At 27.0% G+C, this 17949-nt stretch carries 7 protein-coding genes, 1 tRNA gene and 2 rRNA genes; all 10 read right to left on the bottom strand.

Annotated features, from left to right (window positions below):
- Positions 1–42: 42 nt before the first annotated feature.
- Complete coding sequence (gene addA, locus IC218_RS00050) at positions 43–3870, bottom strand: helicase-exonuclease AddAB subunit AddA (RefSeq protein WP_227823614.1); 3828 nt, start codon at positions 3868–3870, stop codon at positions 43–45.
- The gene (gene addB / locus IC218_RS00045; RefSeq protein WP_227823613.1) at positions 3870–7340 is read right to left on the bottom strand and encodes a helicase-exonuclease AddAB subunit AddB; all 3471 of its coding nucleotides are present in this window, start codon (positions 7338–7340) and stop codon (positions 3870–3872) included. Before addB ends, addA begins: the two co-directional genes overlap by 1 nt.
- Positions 7330–8160, bottom strand: coding sequence for a PD-(D/E)XK nuclease family protein (locus IC218_RS00040; protein WP_227434002.1), 831 nt, complete (start codon positions 8158–8160; stop codon positions 7330–7332). The genes addB and IC218_RS00040 overlap by 11 nt, the downstream gene beginning before the upstream one ends.
- Before the next feature lie 145 nt (positions 8161–8305).
- Entirely contained in the window at positions 8306–10525 is a 2220-nt protein-coding gene (locus IC218_RS00035) for an ATP-dependent helicase (RefSeq protein WP_227823612.1), read from the bottom strand.
- Positions 10518–12434, bottom strand: coding sequence for a hypothetical protein (locus tag IC218_RS00030; RefSeq protein WP_227823611.1), 1917 nt, complete (start codon positions 12432–12434; stop codon positions 10518–10520). The genes IC218_RS00035 and IC218_RS00030 overlap by 8 nt, the downstream gene beginning before the upstream one ends.
- 246 nt (positions 12435–12680) lie before the next feature.
- Positions 12681–14696 carry an N-acetylmuramoyl-L-alanine amidase gene (locus IC218_RS00025; protein WP_227823610.1) on the bottom strand — a complete coding sequence of 672 codons (2016 nt, stop codon included), beginning with the start codon at positions 14694–14696 and terminating at the stop codon, positions 12681–12683.
- Positions 14697–15277: 581 nt separating this feature from the next.
- Complete coding sequence (locus IC218_RS00020; RefSeq protein ID WP_227823609.1) at positions 15278–17299, bottom strand: N-acetylmuramoyl-L-alanine amidase; 2022 nt, start codon at positions 17297–17299, stop codon at positions 15278–15280.
- A gap of 268 nt (positions 17300–17567) precedes the next feature.
- Positions 17568–17684 (bottom strand): 5S ribosomal RNA (rrf, locus tag IC218_RS00015).
- Between the two features lie 8 nt (positions 17685–17692).
- Positions 17693–17766, bottom strand: a tRNA-Gly gene (locus IC218_RS00010).
- A 91-nt stretch (positions 17767–17857) separates the two neighbouring features.
- A 23S ribosomal RNA gene (locus tag IC218_RS00005) occupies positions 17858–17949 on the bottom strand; the annotation flags it as partial.

The raw sequence follows: 17949 nt of genomic DNA, 5'->3' as shown, positions 1-17949 counted from the left end.
TCCCTCCCCATTTATATTTATGTCTAATTTATATCAAAATAATTAATAACAAACAGCCTCATCAATTCCAAATAAATATATACATTTTTCTTTTACTGATTTTCCAGTTAAAGTTTCAATAACATCTGCATATAAATCTAATTGTCTCTTATATTTCTCTATTATCTGATTTATATTTTCTTCATTTACAAAATCTGTTTTATAATCTACTAAAACTATCTGATTATCTTCTTCAAAATAAGCATCAACTATACCTCTTAACATGACACTTTCTTTGTCATAAATTTTCTTATCATCATTTTTTATCAATTCTTCATAAAGATATATATCTTTCATATTTACTTGTGCATAAATTGACTTTTCTCTATTTATAAGTTCAGCATTTAACATCCTTTTTCCTATATTAGATGTAAAAAATTTATATATTTTATAAGGATTTACTATACTAGCTTGCTTTTCTGTTATTATACCCTTTGAAATAAAACTTTTTATTTGCATCTTTATATCACTTATGTTGTTTACCTTCTTTAAATCTAAAACTTCCATAACTAAGTGAATTATTGTACCTCTTTCTGCTCCATTTATTTTTTCTTTTTCTTCATCATTTTGAATAAATAGAGGTTTTTTTAAGGTTATTTTTTGTTCGAATATAGTATTTATCAACTCTTCTTCATAATTATTTTGTATCTTTTTTATTTCTGTAACTGATATACTAGCAGGTTTTTTTGTACTAAATTCATATGGATATATATAGTTTAACTTTTCTTCTATTTCAGCATAATAATCGCTATCAGGCTCATCTACATCTATTTTTTCAAGAATTTTTTCAATACTTTCTTTTTCTTCATCATTTTTCTTTTGTATTAAAATATCATCCTTATTCCATAACTTTCCATACCATTTTGAATTATGTTCAACATTAAATGGCACATCTAATCCCATATCTTCCAATAAATTAGATAAATCTTTATGTTTTAATACACAAGGCATTATCCAATCTAAGAAATTCTTACTTTTTAGTATTTCATATTGTGATATTGTATCTAAATTTTCAATTCCATTGGACCATTTTTTCATGCTATCTTGTACATTTCTAGTAGAGCCTGTTATAATCAGTTTCTCTTTTGCCCTCGTAAATGCAACATATAAGACTCTCATCTCTTCTGATAAATTTTCTATATTTATTTTGCTTTTTAGTGCTTCTTTAGCTATACTTGGAAAAGAAATTCGTCTCTCATAATCCACAAACTGAGGTCCATATCCTAAGTTATGATGATATAAAATACTCTTTTTAAAATCTTGAGTATTGAAATTTTTTCCCATAGCAGAACATATAACTATTGGAAATTCTAGACCTTTACTCTTATGGATACTCATTATTCTAACAACATTTGCATTTTCTCCAAGTGTTTTTGCACTCCCCATATCAGAGCTAGATTTTTTTAATTTTTCTATAAAATTTACAAAGTTGAATATTCCCTTAAAGCTAGTCTCTTCAAATTGTTTTGCTCTCTCAAAAAGTACTTTCAAGTTGGCTTGTCTTTGACTTCCACCTGGTAATGCTCCAACATAAGCATAGTATCCAGTTTTTGTATATAAATACCATATAAATTCATCTGTACTCATGTACATTGATTTTTCTTTGAATTCTTTTAGTTTAATCAGAAAGTCTTTGCTTTTATTTATACATTCTTCACTTGGTACAAAATCCGACTTATTTTCATTCTGTGATTCTGTAAATTCATCATACTCTGATGTACTTTCTAAAACTTCATAAAAAGTTTTATCTTTATTTTGAATTCTAATATCAATTAAATCTTCTGGTGTAAATCCAAATATAGGTGACTTTAACACAGCTATAAGTGGTATATCTTGCATTGGATTATCTATTATCTGAAGTAATGATAGTATTGTTTTTATTTCAATTGTATCAAAATATCCAACTCCAACATCAGCATAAGTAGGTATATCCATATTCATCAACTCATCTGCAAACACAGGTGCCCATGCAGATGTAGCTCTTAAAAGAATCACTATATCCTTAAATTCCACAGGTCTATAGGCATCAATTCCTTTATCATAAACTTTTTGAATCTTTCCATCTTCATTGGCTCTCATTAAATCCTTAATAATCTTTCCAACCATTCTAGCTTCAAGTTGTATATTGTCTAGTTCTTCATCTTCTTCTACTTCATTTTCTTCATTATTAACATTATTATCTTTATTATTTATAATATCATTACTAGGTTTAGTATTTTTTTGTATAAGGTGTATTTCTGTTGCTCCGCCAACAATAGAGTTCTCATCTAAATCTGATTTAAAATCTGCACCCAAATTAAGTCTTTCTTTTTCTGTATATTCAATCTCTCCTATATTCTCATTCATTATATTTTCAAATATATAATTTACAGAGTCTACAACTTCTTCTCTACTTCTAAAGTTTTTATAAAGCATTATTTTTCTGTGAGAACTTCCTTTTTCATCTTTATAGTTATTGTACTTTTGTAAAAACAACTCTGGTTTTGCTTGTCTAAATCTATAGATACTCTGCTTTACGTCACCAACCATAAATCTATTTGGAGTATCTATGTTTGCTACAGTTTTGAGCAGTACTTCTTGTACAAGATTGCTATCTTGATATTCATCTATAAATATTTCATAGAAATTATCTCTATACCCCATAGCTATATCAGAAGGTACGATATTTCCATTCTCATCTATATTCGTAAGTATATTTAAGGCAAAATGCTCTATATCATTAAAATCTATTATTCCTTTTTCACTTTTTTTATTGCTGTATTCTTCTTCAAATCTTAGAACAATATTGGATATTGGTTTAACTATATTATAAAGATACTTAATTTCGTCTTTAATAGATTCGCTATCTTTATTAAATGTAGCATTTATTATACTTTCTAAAGATTTTTTAATTTTATCTCTTATTGCTTTTGCTTTTTCTTTTGATTCTTTTATATATGAAGGAGCATCTTTTGGTATCCTTTTTATACCTTTTACATAGTTTTCAAAAGACATACTTGACATCTTCTTATGTGCCTCATTCCATGATTTATTACATGCTTCTGAAATATCAACCACTCTCTTATACTCAATCGAAAGCTTCTCTGTAAAAGTTTCTAGCTCTTCTATTGACTTAACTTCTTTTAAGGCCTTTTCCATATTTGAGCAAATTCCATCAATTTCTATTTTTACAGTGTCTAATATAGCTCTAGCCCAAATAGATTCTGAAAAATCAAAGTCCTCATCAATGTTAAATCTCTCTGCTGAATCAACAAGCCATTTTTTAGGCTCAGGAGAAGCCATTGCAAATGAATATATTCCTAAAATAATATCCTGAACCTCTTTATCTCCGCCTCTTTCTGCATAACTTTCAACTAAATTTAAAAAACCCTCTTCTCTTTCTTCATATAATTTTTCAAATACTTCTTCTATTGCCTCTTGTTTCAAAATAGCGCATTCAGTTTGGTCTCCTATTCTAAAATTAGGGTCTAGGTTTATTCTATGGAAGTTTGATTTTATAACATCTAAACAAAATGAGTGTATTGTTGTAATACTTGACTTATTTAATAAGACAAGTTGATTTTGTAAATGTTTATTTTCTGGATTTTCATCTAATGCTTTTCCTATAGCATCACCTATTCTCTCTCTCATTTCTGATGCAGCCGCATTAGTAAATGTAACTACTAATAATTTATCTATATCAATTGGATTTTCTCTACTTGTTATCATTTGAATTATACGTTCAACCAGTACTGCTGTTTTTCCCGACCCAGCAGCAGCTGCAACAAGTAAGTTACAGTCTCTACTTTCTATAACTTCTGTTTGCTCTTTTGTCCATTTAGGAGAACTCATCAATCAACATCTCCTTCCATCATTTTTATTATCTCTTCATTGCTCTTATTATTTAAAATTTTATATTTATTATCTTTCATAGTTGAATCAAATTGACATATAGCTGAATAATCACAAAAATCACATGATGTTCCCTCTTTATGTTTATATGGAGATATCTTTATTTCACCACTCAACATTTCTTCACATAAATCCTTTATCGAATGTTTTACATATTTTCTAAGTAACCTAAAATCTTCATAACTTACTGTAGATGTGCTTTTACCTACATTTCCATCCTTTGTAAGACCTACTGGTATTACTAATGAATTTTTTCTTTTTCCATCTATCAATGACTTATCCATCTCTTTTATTATATGAGAATCTTTTACCACAAGCCCTTTCATTCTAAGCTCTTTTAATATTGCTTCTTGAATTTCAGCGTCATCTTTATCTTCATTAAACTTTGCTATTGGGTTATTTATTCTACAATATAATATTGCTGCTGGATTTAAATTTATATCTTCTTCTTCTTTTACACTTTCAAGGATTGCATCAAGATATACAAGTAATTGTAATTGTAGGCCATAGTATATCTCTGTTAAACTTATAGCTTTATTACCTGATTTATAATCTACTATTCTTATATATTTGTTTTCACCTTCTTCAAACTCATCTACTCTATCTATTTGACCGATTAAATTTACTTCTTCTCCATTATTCAAAACTATTTTTATAGGAGGGTATTTACCGTCTTTACCAAATTTAACTTCATAATCTACAGGTTCAAATGAACCTTGTTTTATCTGTTGGCTAATTATATTTATAGCTGTTGTAAGCATATTCTTCAATCTATACGCAAGATATTTATATCTTTCAGAACTATTTAATATATATCCTGGTATCTTTGAGATTATTTCATCAACTATAATACCTACCTTTAATTCTATATATTCTTCATCAATATCTTTCCACAATAAATTATCTTGTGATAGTTCTTTTGAAAATCTATCTAAAATATTATGAACAAAGGTTCCTAAATCTGGTGGTGTAAATGAATACTCTTTACGCTTTCTGGCTTTAAGGCCATATTGTATAAAATAAGCAAATGGACACTCTGCATATTTTTCAAGCCTAGACACACTAAGAGAATTACTTTTATATAATGACCTTATTTTTTTCTCTTCAATCCTATGAACTTGATTGGTATAACTAAGACCTTTTATAACTTTTTTTGTTATAGAACTATATAGTTCATCCTTTAGATAGTATCTATATATATCTAACCAGATACTATTCATTTCTTCTTTGCTATACTCATCACTATCGTAGTTTTTTATTACACTTATAAGCTCGTTAAATGTAGGTGATTTTACAGTTATTTTTTTAAGTATATCTTCATTAGTTCTTTTATCTTCTTCTATCAAATAACTTTTATTTTCTACATTTGGGAATATTTTCTTCAATCTTGATATAATTATTGAAGGTCTAAGTGTCTTACCCTCATGGTCAGATATAGGATATGTTATAATTAGATTTTCAGATGTTGAAGTAAGGGCTTTATATACTAAAAATTGTTCTTCAAAACTTCTAGTTTTACTATCTATGTCAACTTCAATACCTTTATTTCCAAGACTCTCCCTATCATTATCACTTAATATTCCACTACCTTTTGTAATTAAAGGAAATACACCATCTGTAGTTCCTATTAAGTATAAGTATTTTGTATTTGGATTTTTCATTCTGTCCACACTACTTACAAGTACTTGGTCTATACTAGGAGGAACTAGCCCTAACTCATACTCATCAAAACCAAGAGTTATTAATTTTATAAATTTTTCTAAGGATATTATTTCTTCACCCATAAGTTCCACCATTTGGTCTAAAACATCTACTACTATATCCCAAACTTGTGAATACTGATTAGCAACATCGAGTTCTCCTTTATCCTTAAAATTTACTATTAAACTCTCTATAGTTTCTGGCATATTTATATCTAGTAAAAACTCATATATATACTTGCAAATTTCTTTTACTCTGTTTTTTCCCTTTAATTTTTCTTGTAAATTTATTATTGGCTCTAATACTCTATTTTTTATTTTATTTATTTTATCTTTTAATTCTACCTCAAATTCACTTTCTTCATTAGTAAGACTTTGTGTTATTCTATAATCCCACTTTTCATCAAACCATTTCTTACCTTTAATCCCATTGGCTAGTACATAATTTTCTAGTAAATTTATATCATCATTATCAATTCCTATAAGACCACTCTTTAAATACCTAAACATAGTTTCATATCCATATCGTCTGTTTTTCATTTCTAGAGCCGAAATAATTAATATAACTATTGGATTACTTTTTGCTTCTCTCTTTTTATCTATAAAGTTAGGTATGTTATACTCATTAAATATAGAATGTACCAAAAAATCATATCTATTTAAGTCTCTTGTAGCAAGAGTTATATCTCTATATCTAACATTTTTGTCTCTAACCAAATGTACAATTTCTTTAGCTATTTCTTCTACCTCTGAATATAGATTATTAAATTCTTTTATTTTTATATTTTTAGTTGGATTTATATATGTTTTATATGGATAAGCATTATAAAACTTTTCTAAATGTTGTAACTCTTGAATTCCTTCAAATCTTTTTATAGTGCCTGTATTTAAATTTACTTGTGGTAATATTTTTACTCCTTCTTCATTACATAATTGAGTTAATTTTGAATAAGTAAACTTAGTTCTAGAAAATACATCTGCTTTGCTATATCCAATATAATTAACATTATCTACAGTCAAAGATATATTAACATCTTTAGCTTTATTTAATATACTTTTTATAACATTGTATTGATTTGGTGTAAAACCTGTAAACTCATCTATATAAACATAAGCTCCTTCTAAATAGTTACTCAATTCTATTTTGCCTGATAATGAAGTCAACATATCTTGAGCATCTATATAATTTTCATGTAATTTTCCTTCAAAAGAATTATATATCTTACTTATATCTTTTAACTTTAAACTTAATGTCTCATTTTCTAATTCTCCAGATATATTTTCTAACATTTCAGGACTTATATTGTACTGTTTCATTTCTGATATCATATCTGTAATTGAACTTACAAAACCAGATTGCGACTTTGATTTTGAAAATACATTTAACTCTTCACTTACATCTTCTATCGCTCGATACACCATCATTGCTTTTCCACTAGAATTTATATTTACATCTGTTAATCCTCCTGTTTGAGAAAAAACTATGTTACTCAGTGTTTTAAAACTAAGCACTCTAACTCTTAAGTACTTGTCCTTTTCTCTTCCTAAAAATAGTTTGCTTACTCTATTTTCAGCTTCAAATGTATACTGTTCTGGAACTAAAAGTATAACAGATGTCATTTCATTTTTTTGAGATTCTTTTTTAATTTCATCTAATATATATGTAGATTTTCCACTTCCACATCTACCTAATATAAACCTAAGTCCCATAAATTTCCGCCTCCAAAATACTATAATCTATTTCTTTGTCATTGCATAATTTATTAAACTCACAATACTTACAATGACTTTTATTTCTATAGCACATACGTTCTTCTTTATTATATACCTTTTCTATATCATTGTATAGATTGTGTTCGTATGTATGTTCTTCATAATTAGTACTTTTTATCATGTTTATATAGTTTTGAATCTTATTTCTATTTGCTTCATGTTTTTCTTCATCATATGAGATATTAATTGGCAAATCATCAAATTCAGGTTGGTAATATTTCATACTTATATCTTTAACATTTACTTCTATTTTTAAAACTTTTGGTATAACTTCTTTTGCCAAAAACATATAAACTATTGTTTGAATCCTACTTTCCACATTTTTATAGTTAATCTTTTTAGACTCAGTTTTCCAGTCCCATATCTCTATATTGCCTTTTCCAACTACAATTAAATCATACTTTGCTTGTAATATGTCCCCATTTAAATTCATCCTTACTTCATATTCTGGTAAATACATTTTTTCTTTTTCGATAGGAACAATTTTTTTTATATTCTCAATCCATTTTGAAAATCTTTTACTATTTTTATCATCTTCATTAAAATAGATTCCAAGTGGTATATTACTAAAGTATCTTTCACAAATTAAATGAAAGTCTCTTCCAGTTTTTAAACTATCATAATATTCTCTACTACCTATATCATCATTTTTCCAATTTATTTTATCAATATACTTATATTTAAATTTTAGTGGGCACGATTTATATGTGTTAATTGAATTTTGACTATAAGAAAAATATTTTAATTTATCATTCAATCATATCACTTCTCTCTTAACTTTATTTTTTAATAACTATTTATTATATATTAATTTGGCATTCTTTTAATAGTATATAAGCTAAACTCATCATATATTAACTTATATTTCTTTCAATAATATATCAACTTAACTCATCTATATGTTAATTTGACCTTTTCTCAATAATATATTGATTCAACCTTCTTAAATAAACACAAGGATTCTGTTCTTTTCTTTTATTACCTATATCATTTTCATCTCTATAAGCACTCCCTGAAAGTACTAACATCTCCTTTGCCCTAGTGATTCCTACATATAAAAGTCTAATCTTCTCATTTATAGAATCAATTTTAGTTTGATAAGCGTAATCAGTTGAAATACTACCTTTTAATATAGCTTCAATTTCTGACTTAATAATAGCCATTGGATTTTTGTATTTTTCTTTTAAGTACCATTTATCACTCTGAAATTTCTGAGTAATATTGTCAGGGAAATTATATTCAACAAGACCTAATAAAAACACACAATCCCATTCCATCCCCTTTGATTTATGATAATTACATAGTGTTATGCTACCAGGTTCTGGCTCATATCCATTTATCTCATAAACTACATCTATTATGTGATTAAACACCTTATTTTTAACATCAAATAGAACATTGTAAACATCTTCTAAGTCCATATATATATTTTCCGAAACTAAATACTTTATATAAAAAGATATATAATCTAATACTGCTTTATCCTCTTTTTCTAAGTTGAGTTTTTTACCAATGAACAGTATCAGCAGGTCTAACCTTATTATTGGGTATTCTAATATCTGTTTTATAATATCTATACCATATTTAAAACTTGTATATATATCGCTTTCTTCATTAATTTCTAGTGATTCAAATTTATCTTTATTAAATTTCAAATCATATATAATTTCTTCTGTTGTATATTTTTTTAATCTGTCTAAAAAATTCTTTTCTTCTATCTCATTGTCTGTATTTATAAAAACCTTATCAAGTACGATTATTAACTTTTCTATATCATCGCAGTTTAGCATAAAATCTATAATAGAAGCTATGCTATTTATAACCTTTCTTTTACTTAAAGAATTTGGACCCAATTCTTCAAAGGTTAGACTATACTCTCTAAGTTCCTTAGCAACTTGTGTAACTTGTTCATTAAATGGAACTAGTATTCCTATACTCTTATCTGGATATTTCTTTTTTATACCTTTAACATATTTAGCAGTTTGTTCTATTTCATTTTTCCAACTATTATACCATTTTACATTTATATTATAATGCTCTGGCTTAGGGTTTTCTTTATATCCAACTCCAGTTGGAACAGTTTTTATTTGCATATCCTCAAGAGCATATCTGCATTCCTCTTGTTTAAATTCTTTTGTAACATATTCTACAAGTGAATTTGCTAAATCTAGTATATCTTTTGAACTTCTATTTGACATATCCATCCTATAACAATACTTTGCATTTTTTATAAATTCTTTAAAAAACCTAGGGTCTGATGATGAAAATGTACCTGTTATACTCTGATTTATATCTCCCACTCTAACTAAATTATTATTTTCACTTGATATAATTTTTATTATATTCCCTTGTATTTCATTTGAATCTTGACATTCATCTTCAAAAATATATTTATATCTAGTTTGGAATTTTTTTCTAAGTCCTTCATCTAAGCATAAGGTTTTTTCTGCTAGAATTAATATATCATCATAATCTAGTAAGCCATTTTGCTTTAATTTTCTATCATACAATTTGTATATTGGCAAAATCACTTTAAGCATGCCTTTGTGCCCTCTTGATAGTATCTCTTCAAGCTTATCTGGAGAAATTCCCTTGTATTTAAGTTCACTTATAGCATTTCCTACAAATTCAAAAAAACCTCTCTCCCAAGCTTCAAGAGTTATCTCTTTCCATCTCTCATCTTTTTGCTCCTTTAGAAACCATCTAAATGCTCTTTCTCCTCCATCAAATCTAAATTTATTTATACATTCATTTAATATAATACTTTTTTGTAAATCATCAGCTATATTAAAATCTTCACTTAGCATTACTATTTCGGGTTTTTCCTTTATTATTTTTACAGCTAGACTATGTATAGTCATTACTTCATATGAGTTAATATCGTCTATTTTGTTTTCTTCAAGTATTTTTTTTATTCTACCTTTAAAATTATTTACAGCACTATTCATATATGTAAGAACTAATATTTTACCACCTTTATGTTTCTGTTCAAGGAGTAGTTTAGCTACTAAATTGGTTATTATAAATGTCTTGCCAGCCCCAGGAACTGCTGGAACTGCCATAGTTCCATCCTCATAATTTATTATTGGTATTTGGTCTTCTCTATAGTTTATATTAATCATAAATTTTATCTCCTTTATGTGAGAGTTTCAAAAGTATACTATATAGCATACTTTCTTGAATATAACCATTAATTGTGTATTCACTCTTATATGCATAAACTTTCTTTGCACTTAACAATAAATTATATATTGTATTATATAGATAATATTTCTTGTAGTACTCTTCCATTTCATTTGTATAAATTTTTTTCTCTTCAAAAGATTTTCTAAGTACAATTAAATTACTTATATCTTTTTCTATTTTCATATTCCAAGAATTACTTCCTATATCTACCAATATCTGGACACTTCTATCTATATTTGATGATATATATGAATAAGGAGTTGTTATTACTATTTTATCTTTGCTTTTTAACTCTTCTATATCAATAACAGAATAATAATCATTTATTGTCGTCTTTAAAGCTTCTATAAAAATCTTTTCTTCTTTCAATCCAAGTAGGTTTGCACTTTCACTAAATGATTCACTTTCAGTTATTATCTGTTTACATAGACCAACATTCTTTTTACCATCTTTTAAATTTAACATTTTATCTATATAAAATTGAATTAAAAATTCATGTATTTTTATATCACTTTTCTTTTTTTCTTCAATATACTGTAAAATATCACGATATTGATTATATCCTCCTATTTTATCAACTTCTAAATACCTTGTTTCTTTAAAAATCTTAAATGCTTTTATTCTGTTTATGTCTAAAAGAGTCTCTAAAAAACTTATATATTCTTCATCTTTTATAAAGTCTAAATATCCATAAAATATGCAAGTTGCAACCACTAAAGCATTTCCATATGGGTAATCTATAGCTTTTTTATCTTTTTTAGTGTTAAAAACATCTATATTTTTTTCTTTCAAAGAATCTCTAATTTGATACTCCAATATTGTATTGTTTATAGGTGATATAATTGCTATATCTTTTGGAGATACTCCACTTTCTATAAGTGTTACAACCTTTTCGCTCACTAAATCTAACATTTCATTATATAGTTGACTTGATTGATTTAATTCTATACTTGAGGGTAATAAATATAAATCTTCTATTTTTATATTACTTTTTTCAAAGTTAATTTCTTCTTTAAATTTAATTTTAGATATTATCTTTTCATTTATATAACCCATGTCAATATTATTAAATACAGAATAATCTTTACTAAAATCAAAGAATATATAGCTTTCTAATGCATTGCTTGACACCTTTTCAATAAAATCTACTTCTGCATTACTTGAATTTTCAAGACTATCAACTACTATATATCTCAATTCTTTAAGTAAATTTTTTAAATAAAACTCATCATTAAGAAGGTAATTATTATATAGATATACACTCAGTGCATTATCTAACATTGAATTTGAAAGCAGTGTATTTATATAATATGATATAATTTCATCCATCTGAGTATATGAAAATCTATATATACTATTTCTATTTTTCTTTGATGAATATATTTTTTCTCCAATAAAATCAAAGTCAATTAAATTAAATGCGGACTTACTTATATTTGTAATTATACTTTTTGCGATTGATCTATTCGTTCCTGTGATATCTTCGAAATATCCTTCTTTCACTCTTTTTTCCTTAACTTTTTTAATTATTAAATATTCACTTAAACTATTTGATATAAATGTTGGAGATATAGATTTTTTATTTATTCCTTCACATTTCTCTATTATAAGTGCCCAATATTTTAATAATTCTTTTTTTACAAATCCTATATATGTTGTTATTTTTAATTCTTCACTATAATCTAATTCTAATGACCTCTCATATCTTATTCTAGTATTGTTATTTGGTACTAATAAAATAATACTTCTTGAGTTATTTTCAGTTCTATTCAATAATTCCTTATATTTACCTAAGGATTCATTTTCATCTTTTTTTAGACTGCTTTTTTTTAATAAATATTCCACATAATCACCTTCCTTAATTAAATTAAGTGTATATTATCTAATTATATCATATTGTGCATTTTTCAAAATACAATCAAATTATTGCATTTAACTACAAAAAAGACCATATATACACTGTTATGCATTTGTATATGCAACAATGTATATATAGTCTTTATATATTTACACACCCATACTTCAAATTATAGCTTTAATATAAACTCACAATCATAAATTTATATTAAACTTTAATCACTCTATTTTTAATTACTTTAATGATTCTTCTATTCCTTTAGCTATTTGTGTGCCCATTTCTTTTACTTTTGCAGGTGAATTTATTAACTTCATATCACTCTCATTATCCAAAAATGCACATTCTACAAGTACAGCTGGCATGTCATTGGTTCTTAAAACGTATAAATAATCTTTTGTAGGGTCACTAGTAAGTACTCTTGTTTTTATACCTCTATTTGTAAGTTCAAATTTCTCTAAAATTCGATTTAATATGTTTGTAGCCACAGTCTTAGAAGTTCCTCCATTTTTATCTTTAAGCTTGTAAAACACTTCTACTCCATGACCTTTTCTATTATTATCACCATTGTAATGTATACTTGTAAATAAGTCTGGTTTAAGTGAGTTAGATAAAGCAGTTCTACTTCCAAGTGATAAAGTCTTATCTGTATCTCTAGTCATAATTACATTTATTCCTTTTGAACGTAAATATTCAGTAGTTGCAAGTGAAGTATTTAAATTGTAATCTTTTTCAATCATTCCTCCAAATGAATTTCCAGGTGCTGAACCACCATGTCCTGGGTCAATCATAACTGTCTTTGCTCCATTACTAGCTCCTGGGTCTGTCGGTGTTGTATTATGCTTAGATAATGATGATGCTATAGAATTCATTACCTTAGAAGTTAATCCGCCTCCTATCTTATACACTTTATTAGCAGATTTAGCTTCTAAATTATCCTTATGATATGCAGATACATATGTTTTTGGTGTTATAAGTATTGGAGATTTTAAACTAGCAGCCAATGGTCCTGCTGCTAAAGCATCAACAAGTACATCTGACTTAGCTACTAGAACAGCTTCTAATTCATCCTCTGTATAGAATGTTTTTATTACATTTGCATTTGTTTCATGTCTATCTGCTCCATATACTCTATTTTTAGTAACACTATCTTTAGTTATATCATTTATTTTATTGATAACATTTGTTGATAACATTTGAGGACCACCTATAAAGTAAGCATTTTGTAAATCCTCACTTTGTAACCACTTATACGTATCGTTTGTAAGACTGTCTTTATCACTTAATATAATTGGTTGCTTATCTTGACCTGCTTTTGCTGCAATAGTAAGTGCATCTACTTCTCCACCATTTGCATTTGTTATATATACTTTATCTACATCATGATTTTTATCTATTTCTTTTGCTATCAATAAAGATGTCTCATATCTATTAGAACCATTCAAACGTGTTTGACTAGCACTTACAGTTGATTTTATTTGATTAGCAGTAGTTTTAGAAATAGAATTCTCATCTCCAATTATAATTATATCTTTAGGATTTAGACGCTTTAATTCTGCTTTTACACTATCAGACACATTATTTTTTTCAACCAAAAGTATTGGTGCATTATATGTAGTTGCTAGTGGAGTTGATATAATACCATCTATGCTTACATCTCCATTTATTATAACTACTTTATCTGAACCATTTTTCCATCCCTCTTTACTTATTTTAACAGCTGTTTCATATCTATCACTTCCTGTAAGTTCTGTGATAGGTGCAGAAGTCTTTCTCAAATATTTATTTACATCTTTTCTTGAAGTTATATCTTCAATTATACATTCCTGTGTTACATTGTAGTCTTTTAGATTTAATCCCATAGCTTCTAATTCTTGTCTGTCTAAAGTCTTAGGATTAGTTGCGCTATTTATTGTTATCCCTTGTAACTCCCAAACATTTAGATACTCTGGGTCTTTATTATAATTTATAGTTCCTTCATATACCCCAGTTGATTGATTGTAGTTCAGAGTTGTATCTAGTGGCATATCATAACATTTATATTTTAATGTAATGCTATCAGCATCTGGTTTTTCTTTAAATTTTATACTTACTTTTGATGTACTTCCTAAAACTATACTTTTTTTCTCCAAATTTATGTTTAAGTTAGCATTATTTTCCATAGCATTAGACTCAGTAGCAAATGCCATTGTAGGTGCAACAATTGCCATTGAAAGAACTCCTGTTGTTATTAATCTCGTATTTTTTTTCATATTAATCTCCTTACTTAACATAGATTTTCACCTTGCTTTTTTTATCTTTTAATTTTTTAAAACACAGCAAAGTGTGCTTATCTAAATTTGCAAAAATTTATTAAAAATTAAATTACAAAAAATAAACAATTACAAAAAATAAACATAATTAAATATATTTGCTCATTTCCACTATATCATTTATTACTAAAAAAATCTATAAATGACAAATAAAAACATATAATGATTATATTTTGTAGAGTTTTATATCAAATTTTTATAAGTCAATAAAATTAATTTTTCAAAGTTGAATTCTAAATGTTACATATATATTTTAATAAATAAACATCATATAAATATTATTCAAGTCCTCGACCTATTAATACCTAGAAGTTAAATACATCTCTATAATTACACCTGAGACTTAGCAACCAAAACTTCAACACAAAAAGACTATGTATACACTATTTGCACTTATATCTGCAACAACTTATACATAGTCTTTATTACTAACAGAATTATATTTTTATTTTATGGATTTAAACTAAATCTAAAGTCATAAATTAATTTATGCTGAGTTTTTTAAGTATTTTCATTATGTACTATTTTAATGACTCTTCTATACCTTTACCTATTTGTGTACCCATGTCCTTTACTTTTGATGATGAATTCAATAAACTCATATCCTTCTCATTATCTAAAAATGCACATTCTACAAGTACAGCTGGCATATCATTAGTTCTTAAAACATACAAGTAATCCTTTGTAGGGTCAGTTGATAGTGTTCTTGTTTTTATACCTCTATTTTTAAGATTAAACTTCTCTAAAATTCTATTTAATATGTTTGTAGCTACAGTTTTAGTAGTTCCACCATTTTTGTCTGCAAGTTTATAAAATACTTCTACTCCATTTCCAGTTGTATCAGATGCATTATAGTGTATACTTGTAAATAAATCTGGTCTTAAAGAGTTAGATAGGGCAGTTCTATTTCCAAGTGATAAAGTCTTATCTGTATCTCTTGTCATAATTACATTTATTCCTTTTGAACGTAAATATTCAGTTGTTGCAAGTGAAGTATTTAAAGTATAATCTTTTTCTCTAATTCCACCTAATGGTTTACCTGTTGTTCCAGTATCCGAGCCACCATGACCTGGGTCAATCATAACTGTCTTTGCTCCATTACTAGTTCCTGGGTCTGTCGGTGTTGTATTATGCTTAGATAATGATGATGCTATAGAATTCATTACCTTAGAAGTTAATCCGCCTCCTATCTTATACACTTTATTAGCAGATTTAGCTTCTAAATTATCCTTATGATATGCAGATACATATGTTTTTGGTGTTATAAGTATTGGAGATTTTAAACTAGCAGCCAATGGCCCTGCTGCTAAAGCATCAACAAGTACATCTGACTTAGCAACTAGAACAGCTTCTAATTCATCCTCTGTATAGAATGTTTTTATTACATTTGCATTTGTTTCATGTCTATCTGCTCCATATACTCTATTTTTAGTAACACTATCTTTAGTTATATCATTTATTTTATTGATAACATTTGTTGATAACATTTGAGGACCACCTATAAAGTAAGCATTTTGTAAATCCTCACTTTGTAGCCACTTATATGTATCATTTGTAAGACTGTCTTTATCACTTAATATAATTGGTTGCTTATCTTGACCTGCTTTTGCTGCAATAGTAAGTGCATCTACTTCTCCACCATTTGCATTTGTTATATATACTTTATCTACATCATGATTTTTATCTATTTCTTTTGCTATCAATAAAGATGTCTCATATCTATTAGAACCATTCAAACGTGTTTGACTAGCACTTACAGTTGATTTTATTTGATTAGCAGTAGTTTTAGAAATAGAATTATCATCTCCAATTATAATTATATCTTTAGGATTTAGACGCTTTAATTCTGCTTTTACACTGGCTGGTACACTGTTTTTTTCAACTAAAAGTATTGGTGCATTATATGTAGTAGCTAATGGAGTTGATATAATACCGTCGATGCTTACATCTCCACTTATTATAATTACTTTATCTGAACCATTTTTCCAGCCTTCTTTACTTATCTTAACTGCTGTTTCATATCTATCACTTCCTGTAAGTTCTGTTATAGGAGCAGAAGTTTTTCTCATATATTTACTTACATCTTTTCTTGAAGTTATGTCTTCAATTATACATTCCTGTGTTACATCATAATCTTTTAAATTTAATCCCATAGCTTCTAATTCTTGTTTATCTAAAGTCTTAGGATTAGTTGTGCTATTTATTGTTATACCCTGTAATTCCCATACATTTAAATATTCTGGGTCTTTATTGTAGTTGATTGTTCCTTCATATAATCCAGTTGATTGATTGTAGTTCAGAGTTGTATCTAGTGGCATGTCATAACATTTATATTTTAAAGTAATGCTATCAGCATCTGGCTTTTCTTTAAACTTCACACTTACTTTTGATGTACTTCCTAAAACTATACTTTTTTTCTCCAAATTTATATTTAAGTTAGCATTATTTTCCATAGCATTAGACTCAGTAGCAAATGCCATTGTAGGTGCAACAATTGCCATTGAAAGAATTCCTGTTGTTATCAATCTTGCATTTTTTTTCATATTAATCTCCTTATTTAACACAAATTTCTATTTTATTTATTTTTTATCCTACTTACTGTTAAAATTACTTTTAAAACATATGTCAAAGTGTATCTCCCAAAAATTTTAAAGAAAGTTATAAAAATAAACTTACAAAAAAACAAAAAAAATTAAATATTTAAATATTTAATTATATTCACTATATCATTTATTGCCAAAAAAATCTATAAAAGACAAATAAAAACATATAATAATTAGATTTTTATAAAATTTTATGCAAAAAAAAATTACGTGGCTACGTCCTACTCTCCCAGGCAGTTTCCCACCAAGTACCATCAGCGCTAGAGAGCTTAACTTCTGTGTTCGGAATGGGAACAGGTGTATCCTCTCTGCTATTGTAACCACATAATCTTTTGGAGCGGGTGAAGGGGATCGAACCCTCACAGCTGGCTTGGAAGGCCAGAACTCTACCATTGAGCTACACCCGCATTAAATTTTTATAACTAGTAAAACTAGTTTTTTAAAGTTAACACTCTAAAAACTACATATATATTTTAATTAATGAACATCAAATAAATATTGGTCAAGTCCTCGACCTATTAGTATCGATAAGCTAAATACATTGCTGCACTTACACCTTCGACCTATCAACCAGATAGTCTTTCTGGGGT

The organism is Clostridioides sp. ES-S-0005-03 (assembly GCF_020658455.1).
Lineage (GTDB): Bacteria > Bacillota > Clostridia > Peptostreptococcales > Peptostreptococcaceae > Clostridioides.
This window is presented reverse-complemented; position numbering and strand designations above follow the sequence as displayed.